15 protein-coding genes are annotated in these 15,184 nt (G+C 57.8%); 5 read left to right on the forward strand and 10 right to left on the reverse strand.

What is annotated here, in order from left to right:
• Positions 1–100: 100 nt before the first annotated feature.
• Positions 101–745: a hydrolase gene (locus HK44_RS14890; RefSeq protein WP_019690712.1), complete on the forward strand. Its 645-nt coding sequence runs from the start codon at positions 101–103 to the stop codon at positions 743–745.
• Positions 746–821: 76 nt separating this feature from the next.
• Positions 822–1,400 (forward strand): antibiotic biosynthesis monooxygenase, encoded by a 579-nt coding sequence (locus tag HK44_RS14895; RefSeq protein ID WP_019690711.1) that lies wholly within the window; start codon positions 822–824, stop codon positions 1,398–1,400.
• Positions 1,401–1,409: 9 nt separating this feature from the next.
• Here the strand turns inward: HK44_RS14895 and HK44_RS14900 are convergent, their stop codons facing one another.
• Positions 1,410–2,069 (reverse strand): hypothetical protein, encoded by a 660-nt coding sequence (locus tag HK44_RS14900; protein WP_019690710.1) that lies wholly within the window; start codon positions 2,067–2,069, stop codon positions 1,410–1,412.
• A gap of 358 nt (positions 2,070–2,427) precedes the next feature.
• Here HK44_RS14900 and katG point away from each other — a divergent pair, with 358 nt between their 5' ends.
• On the forward strand, positions 2,428–4,662 hold the full coding sequence (katG, locus tag HK44_RS14905) for a catalase/peroxidase HPI (protein WP_019690709.1): 2,235 nt from the start codon (positions 2,428–2,430) through the stop codon (positions 4,660–4,662).
• Between the two features lie 192 nt (positions 4,663–4,854).
• Here the strand turns inward: katG and HK44_RS14910 are convergent, their stop codons facing one another.
• From HK44_RS14910 to HK44_RS14945, 8 genes are all read right to left on the reverse strand, one after another.
• Positions 4,855–5,280: a DUF1810 domain-containing protein gene (locus HK44_RS14910; protein WP_019690708.1), complete on the reverse strand. Its 426-nt coding sequence runs from the start codon at positions 5,278–5,280 to the stop codon at positions 4,855–4,857.
• Positions 5,281–5,320: 40 nt separating this feature from the next.
• Positions 5,321–5,620, reverse strand: coding sequence for a DUF4189 domain-containing protein (locus HK44_RS14915; protein WP_080690659.1), 300 nt, complete (start codon positions 5,618–5,620; stop codon positions 5,321–5,323).
• A gap of 312 nt (positions 5,621–5,932) precedes the next feature.
• A complete protein-coding gene (gene hutH, locus HK44_RS14920) occupies positions 5,933–7,540 on the reverse strand; it encodes a histidine ammonia-lyase (RefSeq protein ID WP_019690707.1) in 1,608 nt (535 codons plus the stop codon).
• Positions 7,537–8,328, reverse strand: a complete 792-nt coding sequence (locus HK44_RS14925; RefSeq protein WP_019690706.1) for an ABC transporter ATP-binding protein — start codon at positions 8,326–8,328, stop codon at positions 7,537–7,539. The genes hutH and HK44_RS14925 overlap by 4 nt, the downstream gene beginning before the upstream one ends.
• Positions 8,325–9,083, reverse strand: a complete 759-nt coding sequence (locus HK44_RS14930; RefSeq protein ID WP_019690705.1) for an ABC transporter permease — start codon at positions 9,081–9,083, stop codon at positions 8,325–8,327. The genes HK44_RS14925 and HK44_RS14930 overlap by 4 nt, the downstream gene beginning before the upstream one ends.
• A 16-nt stretch (positions 9,084–9,099) precedes the next feature.
• Positions 9,100–9,822 (reverse strand): ABC transporter permease, encoded by a 723-nt coding sequence (locus tag HK44_RS14935; protein WP_019690704.1) that lies wholly within the window; start codon positions 9,820–9,822, stop codon positions 9,100–9,102.
• Between the two features lie 154 nt (positions 9,823–9,976).
• Positions 9,977–10,735 carry a transporter substrate-binding domain-containing protein gene (locus HK44_RS14940; protein WP_019690703.1) on the reverse strand — a complete coding sequence of 253 codons (759 nt, stop codon included), beginning with the start codon at positions 10,733–10,735 and terminating at the stop codon, positions 9,977–9,979.
• Positions 10,736–10,931: 196 nt separating this feature from the next.
• Positions 10,932–11,720 (reverse strand): HalD/BesD family halogenase, encoded by a 789-nt coding sequence (locus tag HK44_RS14945; RefSeq protein ID WP_019690701.1) that lies wholly within the window; start codon positions 11,718–11,720, stop codon positions 10,932–10,934.
• A gap of 105 nt (positions 11,721–11,825) precedes the next feature.
• Here HK44_RS14945 and HK44_RS14950 point away from each other — a divergent pair, with 105 nt between their 5' ends.
• Positions 11,826–12,722, forward strand: a complete 897-nt coding sequence (locus HK44_RS14950) for a LysR substrate-binding domain-containing protein (protein WP_019690700.1) — start codon at positions 11,826–11,828, stop codon at positions 12,720–12,722.
• A gap of 107 nt (positions 12,723–12,829) precedes the next feature.
• On the opposite strand, the gene HK44_RS14955 is transcribed toward HK44_RS14950, so the two are convergent.
• The gene (locus tag HK44_RS14955; RefSeq protein ID WP_242031563.1) at positions 12,830–13,960 is read right to left on the reverse strand and encodes a LysR family transcriptional regulator; all 1,131 of its coding nucleotides are present in this window, start codon (positions 13,958–13,960) and stop codon (positions 12,830–12,832) included.
• A gap of 69 nt (positions 13,961–14,029) precedes the next feature.
• Here HK44_RS14955 and HK44_RS14960 point away from each other — a divergent pair, with 69 nt between their 5' ends.
• Complete coding sequence (locus HK44_RS14960; RefSeq protein WP_019690698.1) at positions 14,030–15,148, forward strand: S-(hydroxymethyl)glutathione dehydrogenase/class III alcohol dehydrogenase; 1,119 nt, start codon at positions 14,030–14,032, stop codon at positions 15,146–15,148.
• The last annotated feature ends 36 nt before the right edge of the window (positions 15,149–15,184 follow it).

Genomic DNA, 15,184 nt, shown 5'->3' on the forward strand with positions numbered 1-15,184 from the left:
TCCAAGCCGGTAGCACACAGCCTCCAACCGGAGTACGCACCGAGCCTTGCAGCCAAACGAACTCATCCATCCAGCACAGCGACATCAAAAGGAACACGCCATGTCTATTCGTGAATTGCTCAACCCAACCAACTCCGCGCTGATCCTGATCGATCACCAGCCGCAAATGTCCTTCGGCGTGCAATCGATCGACCGTCAGACCTTGAAGAACAACACCGTTGCATTGGCCAAAGCCGCGAAGATTTTCAACGTGCCGACCATTTTTACGTCGGTCGAAACCGAAAGCTTCAGCGGCTACATCTGGCCGGAATTGCTCAGTGTGTTCCCGGGGCAGCAGCCCATCGAGCGCACCTCGATGAACTCCTGGGAAGATAAAAAACTGGTGGAGGCGGTGAAGGCCACCGGTCGCAAGAAACTGATCATGGCCGCACTCTGGACTGAAGTGTGCTTGAACTTCCCGGCTCTGGAAGCGCTGGCCGAAGGCTACGAGGTGTACATCGTCACCGACGCATCGGGTGGGACGACCAAAGAAGCTCACGACATGTCGGTGCAGCGGATGATCCAGGCCGGTGCGGTGCCGGTGACCTGGCAACAAGTGTTGCTCGAGTACCAACGCGACTGGGCACACAAAGAGACTTACGACGCAGTGATGGACCTGGTGCGCGAGCACAGTGGTGCCTACGGCATGGGCGTGGATTACGCCTACACCATGGTGCACAAGGCGCCGCAACGTCAGGTCAAGTAAGCCGCGAATATACCGTTGCTCAACGGCGCAGTTCGCTGCGCCGTCACTGTCAGGGGGCATGCTCGGAGAGTCAGTCATGAACATCGAATTGTCGGAAGGCGTAGTCACACTGCTGGTGCGCCATCGGGTCAAGCAGGGCGGGGATGAGGCGTACGAAAACTGGTTGCGTCGCACCATCGCCACGGCGCGCACCTATCCAGGGCATCTGGGCATTGATGTGATGCGCGGACAAAGCCAGGGGCTGGCTCAGTTCACCAGCGTGCTGCGCTTCGCCACGACCGAACAGTTGCAGCATTGGCTCGATTCCGAGGATCGCCGCACGCTGCTCGAAGAGGCACGGCCATTGCTCGCCGATGGCGACCAGACCGAGGTCAATGCCGACCGTGAGTTCTGGTTTACCCCGGTCGATGCCGCCGCGCCGTCCCCGCCGCCGCGCTGGAAGCAGGCCTGCGTGACTTTTTTGGTTATCCTGCCCCTGAGCTTTCTGGTGCCGATGCTGTTCAAGCCGCTGTTTGGCTGGGTGCCCTGGCTGGGCGGCTATGTGCAAGGCAATGTGCTGATCACGGCCAGCATTGTGCTGTTGGTGGTCTACGTGTTCATGCCTCGGGTGACGCGCTTGTTTGCAAAGTGGCTGCAGCTGCAATCCGGCTCATGAGTGAGGACATCAAGCGAGCGGTAGGTGGCCCTTGCTGAAAAGTAGCGTCGAGTGGGCTGCAGTCCAGCGCCTGTTGCGTCGCGTGTCGAGGGTTGCCAGGTCATTAGTGAGCCGCGTAGGTGACTCCCCGGTGACTTCGCACAGCAGCGCTGTTATAGCTTCCCCGTTAACCGTGCCGTGCTCTTGTAGAAAATCTGCCACAGCGGTGACAGCGGGCCAGTAACGACGCACCAGACAGCAGGAGCGGGCGATTGCCAGGGACTCGGCGTCGAGTAGCTTTCGTGCAGGCAGCAAACTGATCAATTCGTAACCCCGGCGCCGGTCCCCACTACCGCTGCCCCAGATGAATGTGTCCGATTTGGTGCGCCTGTAGACCGCTTCGGCCACGGGGCCGGCGAAGCAGTCGAGAAGGTCGCGCTCAATAGAATCGACCATGGAGGGTAGGTATTCAGCAATCCCGGGCGCGTCGAAGGAGGGGTGCGGGACCAGGTAATCAGCCTCGACCAACCCCTCTACGTTTTGCGGGTTGCCGCGCAGATCAATCATTGGGCCGGTGCAGGCTTCTGTCCTGGTGCGCACAGTGATGCGCTCGATGTGCTGACCATTCCACCAAAAAGCCAGGGCGTGGCCAGCTTCGTGGACGGCCGTGCGGCGCTGGCACTTATTCATGGTCTGGTCCTCTCCCGTACAGGCGTACGTCGCGTAACAGGTCTATTCCATCCTTAGGTGTCAGGTAAAAGACTAGGCCTATCAGGACCGAATACGCCACCTATTAGCTGAGTGCTTTATAGGGGGCTAACCTTAACGGAGCGCTGGTGAAAACTGGCCGGTTGAGACCTGATAAGAGATACGAATAAGTCAGAAGCGTACTAGGCTTGCCGTGGGCCACCGTGCTGGTAACTCGATTGCCGCTATCCGGATTGCCCGTGTGACCACGACGATCAATGGATCGGATTGTTGGCCCTGCAGCTTATGTCATTGATTTCGCTCGTCGCTATCGCGCGCCCACGCGGGGCCGGATAGCCGGATGAACACGACCAAAGGTAGCTCACACATGGCAACTGAATCGAAATGCCCGTTCAATCACGCCGCCGCGGGCGGTGGCCCGTCGAACCGCGACTGGTGGCCGAACCAACTCAATCTGAAGATCCTGCACCAGCACTCGTCCCTGACCGACCCCATGGACGAGGGCTTCAACTACGCCCAAGCGTTCAAAAAACTGGACTTTGCGGCGCTCAAGAAAGACCTGCATGCGCTGATGACCGATTCGCAAGACTGGTGGCCTGCGGACTTCGGACACTATGGACCGTTCTTTATTCGCATGGCCTGGCACGCCGCAGGCACCTACCGCACGGGTGACGGGCGTGGGGGGGCCGGCTCCGGTCAGCAACGCTTCGCGCCGCTCAACAGTTGGCCGGATAACGTCAGCCTCGACAAGGCACGCCGACTGCTCTGGCCGATCAAGCAAAAGTATGGTCGTAACATCTCCTGGGCCGACCTGATCGTCCTCACCGGCAACGTCGCGCTGGAGTCCATGGGCTTCAAGACCTTTGGTTTTTCCGGAGGCCGTCCGGATGTCTGGGGACCGGATGAGGACGTCTACTGGGGCTCCGAAAAAACCTGGCTGGGGGGCGACGTGCGCTATGGCAAAGATGAGAGCCCTGCTGTCCAGGAGCGCAACCTGGAGAAACCGCTCGCTGCGGTGCAAATGGGCCTGATCTACGTGAACCCGGAAGGCCCTGAGGGCAACCCGGACCCGGTCGCTGCTGCGGTGGATATCCGCGAAACATTCGCTCGCATGGCGATGAATGACGAAGAAACCGTGGCATTGATCGCCGGCGGCCACGCCTTCGGCAAGGCCCACGGCGCCGGGCCTGCAACCGATGTGGGCGCCGCCCCCGAAGCCGCTGGCCTCGAACAGCAGGGCCTGGGCTGGAAGAGCAGCTTTGGCACCGGCAAAGGTGGCGACACCATCGCCAGCGGCCTGGAAGTGACCTGGACCACTACGCCCACGAAGTGGAGCAACAACTACCTGGAGAACCTGTTCGGTTTCGAGTGGGAACTGACCAAGAGCCCGGCCGGTGCGAACCAGTGGACAGCGAAAAACGGCGCTGGCGCGGGCATCATTCCCGATGCTCACGACCCGTCCAAGCGGCGTAATCCAACCATGCTGACCACGGACCTGTCCCTGCGATTCGACCCGATCTATGAACCGATTTCATGGCGCTTCCTGGCAAATCCGGATCAGTTGGCCGACGCGTTCGCCCGCGCCTGGTTCAAGCTGATCCACCGCGACATGGGGCCGCTTTCGCGCTACCTGGGCCCGGAAATGCCGAGTGAAGTACTCCTGTGGCAAGACCCCATCCCGGCGGTTGACCATGCCTTGGTCAACGACAGCGACATCGCCTCACTCAAGAGCAAGCTTCTGTCCTGTGGCCTGACAGTCTCGCAGCTTGTATCAACTGCTTGGGCCGCGGCTTCCACCTTCCGTGGCTCCGACAAACGTGGTGGCGCCAACGGTGGGCGCCTGCGCCTGGCCCCGCAGAAGGACTGGCCGGCCAACGAGCCTGCGAAACTGGCGAACGTGCTGGCGACCCTTGAGAAAATCCAGAGCGAGTTCAACAGCGCACAGACTGGCGGCAAGAAAATCTCGCTGGCGGACCTGATCGTGCTGGCCGGTAGCGCTGGTGTCGAACAGGCGGCGAAAAATGCCGGTCACACCGTCACGGTGCCTTTCACTCCGGGGCGGATGGACGCGAGCCAAGAGCAGACGGATGTTGAGTCTTTCGGGTTTCTCGAACCCATCGCCGATGGCTTCCGCAATTACCTCAAGACCCGATACCGCGTACCGGCCGAGGCGTTACTGATCGACAAGGCGCAACTGCTGACACTCACCGCGCCAGAAATGACGGTGCTCATTGGCGGCCTGCGCGTGTTGAACACCAACGTCGGACAAACCCCGCACGGGGTCTTCACCCAGCGAACTGAAGCGTTGACCAACGACTTCTTCACCAACCTGCTCGACATGGGCGTGGAATGGAAGCCGGTCTCGGACGCCAATGAAGAGTTTGAAGGACGTGATCGCAAAACCGGCGACCTCAAATGGACAGGCACTCGTGTCGATCTTGTCTTCGGCTCAAACTCGCAACTGCGGGCCTTGGCCGAAGTCTATGCCAGTGCCGACGCGAAGGAGAAGTTCGTGAAAGACTTCGTGGCAGCCTGGACCAAGGTGATGAATCTCGACCGTTTCGACCTCAGGTAACGCGAGTATTGACCCCTGGGTCCTGGAGTGGGCCACCTTGACCTGATCGTTCAGGTCGGGGGGGGGGGCTCCGGGAACAATCAGACAAAATGAGAAGCATCGTCTACACGATGTGACAATCAGCCGGCGCGAGACATCGGTTGCTCTGTGCACCGATCACGGCGTTCCGTCGCGATGTAGCTCGTGTCGACCTTATTCTCCAAGAAGGGACAGGGTCCTGGCGTCTGGCTCACCGGCGAAAAACTGGTCGAGGGCCCGCTGGAACAGGGGCTGTTCGGGCGTGATGCTGGCGAATAGCGTGAGACAGGAGCGCAACTTCAAGTCATCGGGGTGGCCAAGGATGGCCAGCGCACTCTTGTCGCGGTGTTGCAGGAGGGTACTGACACTTTCCTCCAGTCGTGGCCCCAACACATCATGCAGCAGATAGGCCCGGGCTTCGGCAGCACCGGAAATGGCAAAGTGCCGGGCCATCTCGCTGTGTCCGAGGCCCTGCAGTTGCGGGAAGATGAACCACATCCAGTGGCTGGTCTTGCGCCCGGCGCGCAACTCATCCATGGCTCGGCTAAAAACCGAGCGCTGGGCCTCGACGAAACGAAGAAGATTGAAGGGGTCGTGCATGTTTGTAATCCCTCAATTGGCAAACACTGCAAACGCGCTATTACTTTTTGCACTCCGCTGTCACCACATGGCAGGTACTCGGCGTGCCACCGGATCGGCTGGCATAGCGTTTGCAATTATCCAGGGATTTTTGCCGAGCCGTATCCAAAGTGGAGCCCCAGGCCAGCCCGCCTTCGCCGGCAGAGGGTAGCGCTTTTGCGTAGCAGTTCGAGCCTATGCTTGAGGTCGAATAGCGATGTGCGGCAGGTTTGCCTGAACATCCTGCGGTCAGCGCGAGGTTGATGGCGAGCAGGGAGAGTAGGGCCCATGACGAGTGTTGACGCGCTGTTATTCCGGTCATCATCCCATTTCCCCTGTATCAAGAGGCTGGAGGCGTGTTTGTGGTTGTGCTCTATTCAGATTAGACGCTGTTGCGCCTGCCCTCGGGTCGGTTCAGCGGGCCGAGGGCATTTGGGGGCGTTTTTGCCGGGCTGGCTCTTTTCACTCCGTGTTTGTCCAAAAGAGCTGCGCAAAGAACAACGGCTCGTCAGATAAAACGAGCCGTTGTTGTGAACGTGTTTATCGGGAGAAGGGCACGGATGTCGGATCGGCCTCAAAGGTGATCCGTATCAATCACCGGGAGTTTCGGTGATTGCGCACACAATTGGGACAGTCAGCCACTGCGTAGACTATCGGCCAGGTTTTTTTTTCGAAGCAGACGAGCCGCACTTTCGATATCAGGCGCTAGCCAGCGGTCCTCGTCATAAGGGGGGACCTGTTCGCGCAGGAGGCGCCAGGCAGAGCCGGTGCCGACCCCGAAGCGCTGCTCCTTGAGAAATTCGAATGCCTGGGCTGCAAGAAGGTATTCGATAGCCAGCACCTGGGTCGTATTGTCGATGACTTTGAGCAGTTTAAGGGTGGCCCCTGTGCCGAGACTCAGGTGGTCTTCCTGCAGCGCAGAGGTCACAAAGTTATCGACCACTGCCGGTTGCGCCAGATGGCGATTTTCTCCGACCAAGGAGGCTGCCACGTATTGCGCGATCATCATTCCCGAGTTCACGCCGGGTTGACTGACCAGGAATGCTGGCAATCCGCTTACCAAGGGATTGATCAAGCGATCGAGGCGGCGTTCGGCAACTCCCGCGAGTTCAGCGACTGCAATACAGAGCAGATCGGCAGCCATTGCCAGGGACTCGCCGTGGGGGTTGGATTGAGACAGCACGCGATAATTCTCAGGTGTGCCCACGACCAGGGGATTATCGGTGGCCGAAGCCAGTTCAGCATTGATCTGCAGTTCGGCGTGAATCATCTGATCGCGGCAAGCACCATGAATCTGGGGAATCGAGCGAATACTCATGGCATCCTGGGTTCGAATTCCGCGGCTACTGGCGATGACTTCGCTTCCCGCCAGTAACGCGCGCAGGTTACCCCCCACGCGCTGGATACCAGGGTGAGGTTTGAGCGCCAGGACGACTTCATCGAAGGCATCGATCTGTCCTTTTAGTGCCTCGAAGCTCATTGCGCCGATGATGTCTGCCCATTCGGCCAGATTGAAGGCGTCGGCCAGTCCCAGGCAGGCCAGACCGGTCATACAGGGCGTGCCGTTGACCAGGCTCAGGCCATCTTTGGCGCACAGTTCCAGCGGCGTCATGCCCGCTTCGCGCAATGCTTGTGCAGCCGGCATTGGCCGGTCTTGCCAAATCACCTCGCCAAAGCCCAGCAAGGCAACACCAATGTGCGCCATGTGCGTCAGATAGCCAACAGAGCCTTGTGACGGCACGCTTGGTGTGATGTCCAGATTCAACAGTTCAATCAGCGCTTCTACCACGCTGCGGCTGATACCTGAGTGACCGTGGGCATAGTTGTTAACAGCGGCGCACATGATGGCCCGTGTTTGCTCGACCGTTAATGGCGCGCCGACACCACACGCGTGGCTCAGTAGAGTGTTCCGAGACAGCTGCGCCAGTTGCGGCCCTTGCAACATTACGTTGCTGAGAGCACCCAAGCCGGTATTGATGCCATAAGCCCGCTCACCCCGTACCACAATGTGGTCGACGATGGCGCGAGCGTTGTCAATTCTTGCCCAGGCCGAATCACAGAGGTGCAGCTTGGCGCCATGTCGTGCGACCTTGACGATCTCGCGCCACGTCAACGACTTGTCGCCAAGGGTAACGCTATGGCTGTCTTCAGTTGTGACGTTGGCTATCACCTGCTGAGGTATCAGGTCGTCTGCAGGCATCGGATTCATGTCGATGCCACATGCGGGGGCGGTGCTGCTCATTCTGCGCTCCTCATTTGATGGCTGGCCACGAATTGACGAAAACGCTCGGTGGGCAAACCTTCGAACAGCTCTGCTGGCGTGCCTTGGGCGTCGATGCGACCGCCCTGCATGAAGACCACTCGATTGGATACGTGCCGGGCAAAACCCATCTCGTGGGTCACTACCAACATGGTGCGACCTTCTTCAGCCAGCGCGCGCATGACTTTGAGGACCTCACCGACCAACTCCGGATCCAGCGCCGAAGTCGGTTCATCGAATAGCATGACCTGCGGATTCATCGCCAGGGCCCGGGCAATCGCAACCCGTTGTTGCTGGCCTCCGGACAGGTGGGCAGGGTAGTAATCGCGTCGATCGTACAGCCCGACCTTCTGCAATAATTGTTCGGCCTCTTCAAGACATTCGGTATACGAGCGTTTGAGAACCCGCATTGGACCTTCCATAACGTTCTCTATCACGGTCCTGTGCGACCACAGGTTGAAGCTTTGAAACACCATGCCGAGGCGACTGCGTATCTGCTCAACCTGGCGCGTATTGCCCGGTACTTGGCGTCCGTCACGCAGGCGCTTCATTTCGATGGTTTCACCATTGAGGCAGATGCTGCCCTCATCGGGTGTTTCGAGCAGGTTGATGCAGCGTAAAAATGTACTTTTTCCTGAGCCGCTAGCACCGAGAATCGATACGACGTCGCCTTTGTGCGCTTTCAGGGATATTCCCTTGAGTACATGCGCTTGCCCATAGGATTTCTGGATATTGGTGACCGACAGAGCGGCCGTTGACTGACTGTTCATAGTGAGCTCCGCAGGGAATTCGGATTGCTGCTGGCATCGAGGTTGGCTTTCGTCGGCACATGCACTGGCCGCTCACGCAAATGCGGTGTCAAGCGATGCTCAAACCAACCGATGGCGCGAACGATGATGTAGTTGAGCACCAGGTAGATCAGTGCGGCACAGGCGAACACTTCCATGGTGCGGTAGGTCCGCTGGATGATCTGTTGAGCGATACCGGTGACATCCCAGACGGTTATCAAGCTTGCAAGTGCCGTGGCCTTGAGCATCAGGATTGCTTCTGTGGAGTAGGCCGGCAGTATCTGGCGCAAGGTGATCGGGGCGATGATCCGGTGCAATAACGCCCAGCGCGACATACCAATGGCTTGCCCGGCCTCAATTTGGCCATAGGGGATGCTAAGCAGGCCGCCGCGGATGATCTCGGCGGTATAGCCTGCAGTGCACAGCGCCAGCGAGACGACCGCGCAGCCGTAGGACGAACGCAGAACAACCCAGGCGACGCTATCGCGGACCGCGGGGAATTGACCCAATCCGTAATAGATCAGGTACATCTGAATGATCAGCGGCGTGCCGCGGAAAATCATGATGTAGCAGCGCGCCGGATAGCTCAGCAGTGGCCAACGGCAAACGCGCATGCTGACAATGATGAATGACAACAACAGCCCCAGTGACAGCGAACTGAAGAATAAAGTCAGCGTGGTGGGCAGCGCCGCCAGCAACTTGAGTAACGTATCGAGCAAAAATGCGAAGTCGATCATTTGAGGCTCACCTGTCTCAGTGTTGGATTGGACTGCGGCGCTGCGTACGATGCACGCGAGCCTCGGCGATACCGAATATTCGCCCTGACAACCCAGTCAGCAGCAGATAGCCGATGCCGCCGATGATGTAAAAGGTGAAATATTGGCGAGTAGAGCCGGCGGCCATCAGGCTGGCGCGCATCAGTTCAATCAAACCGATCACGGATATCAGTGCTGAGTCTTTCAGCGTCATCTGCCAGACGTTACCCAAGCCTGGGAGCGCATAGCGCAATACCTGGGGGATCAACACACGCCTGAAACGCATTGCGCGGCCCATGCCAATGGCCAGTGCCGCTTCCAGTTCACCGCGGGGGACTGCGAGGAATGCACCACGATAGACTTCGGCTTGATAAGAGCCCGAAAGCAGCCCGACTGCGAGCGCGCCCACCGCAAAAGGCGGCATGTCGATATACCCTGTGGCGCCGAACCAGTGGCCAACGGCGGACACTACCGTGGCACCGCCAAAGTAGAACAGGTAAATCACCAATAGCTCGGGAACGCCTCTGAACAGCACCGAGTACGAGTCACCTAACCAACGCAGGCTACGTCGATGTGACAGTTTGGCCGCTGCCACCAGGCTGCCGAACACGGCACCGATCAACAACGACACCAGAGTCAGTGACAGCGTCATGCCTGCGGCTTTCAACAACGCCAAGCCCCAGCCGGCGTTACCGAAACTGAGCATCTGCAAGGTATCCATAAATGTATCCTTCTATCGAAACGCCCTTCGTTGGCTGATAGCCCATGAACTGGGCTCGCAACGAAGCGTCGAGGGAGTTGCCGGGCCGGCATTGGATTGCTGGAAAGCCGCAAGCGCGGGGCAGCTTTCTATTTCCGGCCCGTGGTCAGTCTTTTTATGGCGTGATGTCAGCCCTGAACCATTTTTCAGTGAGTTTCTTCACCGTGCCGTCCGCCAACGCCGCACTCAGCGCCTCGTCGAATTTTGCTTTCAACTCAGGCGTGTCCTTACGAAAGCCAAGGGCCTCGCCCGGACCCCAGATAGTGCCGCCGATCTTGGGGCCGACCATGGATAGCGATTTGTTCTCGGGTTGGTCGAGTATCGAGCTGAAGAAGGTCACGTCATCGAAGGAAAAATCGATACGCCCAGCCTGCAGATCCAGCACATGCTCATCGGATTTTTTGTACTCACGAATGGTCGCGATGTCCTTGAAGTTGGTTTCGACGAATTCGGTATACGCCGTGCCGGAGGCAATGCCGATGGTTTTACCCTTGAGTAAGGTCCGCATCTTGTCGATGTAAGGTTTGTCCACCTTCGCATCCCCGGTTAGCTTGACCACCTCCGCGGCAATACCCGCTTGGGCAATCAGTTTCGGATCGCTCGCAGCCAGTACACCTTGGGTTGCAGCATAGGGCCGAGAGAAGGCAATGATTTTCTCTCGCTCGGGGGTGATTACGACGGCATCCATGATGAGGTCGAATTTGCCGGCTTGCAGACTAGGGATCATCCCGTCCCAATCCTGGGCGAGCAGGGTGCATTGAAGCTTGATGCGTGCACATAGATCTGCCATCAACTCAGGTTCGAAGCCGCCAATGGCGCCACCTGGAAGCGTCATGTTCCAAGGCTGGTAAGCGGCTTCGGTGGCGATAGTCACAGCAGTCCACTCTTTAGCCTGGGATGCTGATGCGCAGAGCCAAGCTGCGCCGATCAGGGCATACTTCGCCAGTTTTGCTGAATGCCTTATTTTTGTTGTTTTCATAACTGCTCCGCATTGCAGTGAGCGATTGATGGCATGGGTAATGGCTTGCGGCGTAGACCGCAAAGCCGTTTTGCTTACTCAGAAACGTCAATCAGGACGCACGCCCGTAAAATCCGATGCTTTCCTCATCACTGAACATTACGCCTGTGTTTTCGTAATAAGAGAATATGGCAATCATGCGCTCCTTCGACCCCTGCACTGGCGTCACGCGATGCAAGGAGTTCACGCCACGAAATACGTTTAAGGTGCCAGCCTCAAGTGTTAGGGTTTTGACGTCGGGATCGCGCCCGTCAAGCACGGCCGCAATGCCTTCGTAGTTGGGGTTGTCAGCCGTGCGCAGATTGCTGCGGTATTGGAACTGGCCACCTTCAAGTGGCTCCTGCAACAGCAAGGTGGTGGTGAACTCACTACGATCGAAATGCCAGTTCAACGCTTCACCTTCGCGATAGCTCATGACATTGGCGCGCGCCAGAGGGTCCTTCATTACATGAAGGGCCGGCTTGCCCATGACTGCCGCGATAAAGCGAAGCAAAGGAGGGTATTCATAGATGGCCAGCACGGTGCTCTTAGCTATTTGATCAGCGCACAGAGTGTGGTTGGTTGATTCGACCTCGCGCAGCGCCGGGTGCTTGGGATCGATTCCCTGGACGTCGGGCTTGAAGTAAATATTGTGTCGGCGTTTATGAGTATGCGACTGGCTGTCCATGATGGGTTTGATTTCCGCTACAGCCTTTGTCATGGCCAGCGGTTTCATAAGCTGTTTCAGATTGAACATGCCAGTGGTTTGCAACTCGATAGCAGCAAGGTCGACCGCGGCCTGCCATTGCGGGCTGCCTTCCTGGTCCAGTGGATAGCGCTCGAGATCCAGAATATCTTTCATGGGTACCTCCCAGTGAGTGAGACCTGAAATTACCTTGAGGAAAACTTTCCAACAACGGCATAAATTGTTAGCGTCCCCCTAGAAAAACTTTCGAATGAGTACAATATGAACCGACTTCCACCGCTCAATGCTGTCAAGGTTTTTGAAGTTGCTGCCCGGATGGGCAGCTTCGTATTGGCAGCCTCGGAGTTGGGCGTTTCCTCGGCGGCCGTTAGCCAGCAAGTACGGCATCTTGAAGAGTTCCTCGGGCGCAAACTCTTCGTGCGAGCAGGCAATCGCATCACCCTGACGGATGCCGGGCATGCCATCTACCCGCAGACTTCACGTGCGCTTAACGATATTGCCGCCATGACAACACGGATTCTCGAGGGGGATTTGCATTCGCGGCGGTTGGTGGTCAGCGTGCCGTTTTCCTTGGCCGAATCCTGGCTTGCACCGAAGTTGTCGGAGTTGCTGGAATTTCACCCGCAACTGTCGATCGATATCCGCGTGGAAGATGACCCGGTGGATCTTGTGCGCCATGACATTGATCTAAGGGTCAGTTATGGGGATTACCACTATCCGGGGCTTGAGGTGATACCTCTGGTGCATGACGAAGTGATACCCATGTGCACACCTGAGTTCTGGGACGTCCATGGCAACCAGGAATTCGACCTCGCGCAGGTGCAGCAGAACCTGTTCATCCATACTCACTGGGGTATCAACTATGCGTCCCATCCGACCTGGCACGATTGGTTTTCCCAGGCATCCATCAGCCATTATCCAGACCCGAAATTAGGTCGACGTAGCGGATTATCCAGTCTGTCGATTTCACTGGCGCGCTTGGGTCTGGGCATCGCGCTGGGGCAAAAGCTCATGGCGCGCAGTGACCTGGAGTCGGGGCGCCTGATTACCTTGTCATCGGTCTCACTGCGACTCGGTCACCCCTATTGTGCCTTTGTGCCTACCGCCAAGACCGGTCGTGCCGATATCAAGCGGATGCTGGCGCTGTTGAGGAAATAACCGCTGCGGCCACATGGTTTTTGACGGTTGCGCGAGGTGACGCCACGTGTGCTCAGGTTGAGTCCAGCCAGAGCTGTTGGTTGGGCGGGTGCAATCTTCAGGCTGGGTCAGGAAAAATCCCGAAAGCTTTCAGAATGACTTTGCGCCGTCATCCAGTCAGTCAGTTCTGTCACCATCTTCTGCACCTCGCTGCCCTCCGGCTCCGCAGGCCTGACAATCGCATTCCAGGCAATATCGAGCCCGTCATCAAGGGCTGCCCAGGCAAGCTCACCTCGTTCCAGGCTTGGTGTCACCAGGTCGCGCTGCAAGATGCTGAGGCCGTAGCCGGAGCGTACCAGTTCGACAATGGCTTCGATCACCTCCACCGTGATCATGCGACGCGGCAGAACACCGCCCGGTGCAAAGAAGCGGTCGTATTCCCAGCCTTTGGATCGTTCGGTCGAATAGGTAACCAGGTTATAGGTCTTGAAATCTTCAGCGTGAACATTGTGCCTCCCGGCCAGGGGATGATCTGTTGCCATGATGGCGATCAGCTCATCACGAAACAGTGGGCATTTAGCGACGCCACTTGGCACCATCCCATCGTCAATGATCGAGACATCCAGTTTGCCTTGGACCAAGCTGGAGTAAATCTCGTCGCGGTGCACCGAGACCAGCGTGATTTCGATATCGGGACGCAACTCGGCGTAATGCTTGATAAATTTTGGAATCCAGCGGAACGGTCCATAGGACGTGACGCCCAGACGCACGAAGGCGCAGACGCCGCCAGCCATGGAACCGGCATCTGCTTCTGCCTCGTTCAGAATCGTCGCGATATCTCTTGCCGCCCGTTCCAGTCGTACGCCGGCGGGGCTCAGTCGCAACTTGCCTCCCGCGCGTTCAGTCAGCTTCACTCCCAAGCGCCGCTCCGCCTCGCGGAGACGGTGACTGACCGCCGATGGCGTCACCCATAAACGTTCGGCAACCGCTGTTATCGAATCGACTTCCGACAGGCACTGCAGCATTACCAGATGATCCAAACTGAGTTTCATGGAAGCGACCTGAAAAAAATTCACAAAAAAGCCAAGAATAATGAGCGTGACTTGGAATTCTGCCGGGCGCAATCTGTTTTCAGCAACAACGACTGGAGAGCTACAGATGACCGCGCTTGCTCTGCGGGCACCTGAACGTTCAGCGGACTGGTTGACCGGCAGTGTGACCCGGTAACCGCGCGTGGCAGCACCGTCTTGGTGGAGCACGCGAATGATTCGCTCCAGCGAGATGCACACCGCTTAAATCAATCCGCAGAAAAAACAGGAACCTGGACCATGATCAAATCGCGCGCCGCTGTAGCCTTCGCCGCCAACGAACCTTTACAAATTGTTGAGGTGGATGTTGCACCGCCACAGGCCGGTGAGGTGCTGGTGCGTATCGTCGCCACTGGGGTTTGTCATACCGATGCCTATACCCTGTCGGGGAGCGACCCGGAAGGCATATTTCCGAGCATTCTCGGTCACGAGGGGGGCGGCATAGTCGTCGCTGTAGGTTTTGGCGTCACGTCGCTCGAGGTCGGTGACCATGTCATTCCGCTGTACACAGCCGAATGCGGTGAGTGCAAGTTTTGTAAGTCCGGCAAGACCAATCTCTGTCAGGCGGTTCGCAGTACACAGGGGCGCGGCGTGATGCCGGATGGTACTAGCCGCTTCTCCTATCAGGGACAGCCAATCTATCACTACATGGGCTGCTCGACTTTTTCCGAATACACCGTGCTGCCAGAAATTTCCCTGGCCAAAATTCCCAAGGATGCCCCGCTGGACAAGGTCTGCCTGCTCGGCTGCGGAGTCACCACCGGCATCGGTGCGGTACTCAATACCGCCAAAGTCGAGGAGGGGGCCACGGTGGCGATCTTCGGTTTGGGCGGCATCGGTCTGGCAGCGATCATCGGCGCGAGCATGGCCAAGGCCGGACGGATCATCGCGGTCGATATCAATCCGGCCAAATTCGAGATCGCCAGGCAACTGGGCGCTACCGACTTCGTCAATCCGAAGGATTACGACAAGCCGGTTCAGGAAATCATAGTCGAGCTAACCGATGGCGGCGTCGACTACTCCTTCGAGTGCGTCGGCAACGTACAGTTGATGCGCGCCGCCCTGGAAAGTTGCCACAAGGGCTGGGGTGAGTCTGTAATCATCGGCGTCGCCGGTGCCGGTCAGGAAATCAGTACGCGCCCATTCCAGTTGGTGACCGGTCGCGTATGGCGTGGCTCGGCATTCGGTGGCGTAAAAGGTCGTACCGAGCTGCCGAGCTATGTGGAAAAGGCGCAGAAGGGAGAGATCCCGCTGGATACTTTTATCACCCACAATTTGCCGTTGGAAGAGATCAATAAGGCCTTCGAGTTGATGCACGAAGGCAAGAGTATCCGCACCGTTATTCACTTCGATCGTTGAGTCAAAAAGCACAGCGATAGCGGTCGGGGTCAATCC

This window comes from Pseudomonas fluorescens HK44, from assembly GCF_000217955.3.
GTDB lineage: Bacteria > Pseudomonadota > Gammaproteobacteria > Pseudomonadales > Pseudomonadaceae > Aquipseudomonas > Aquipseudomonas fluorescens_AQ.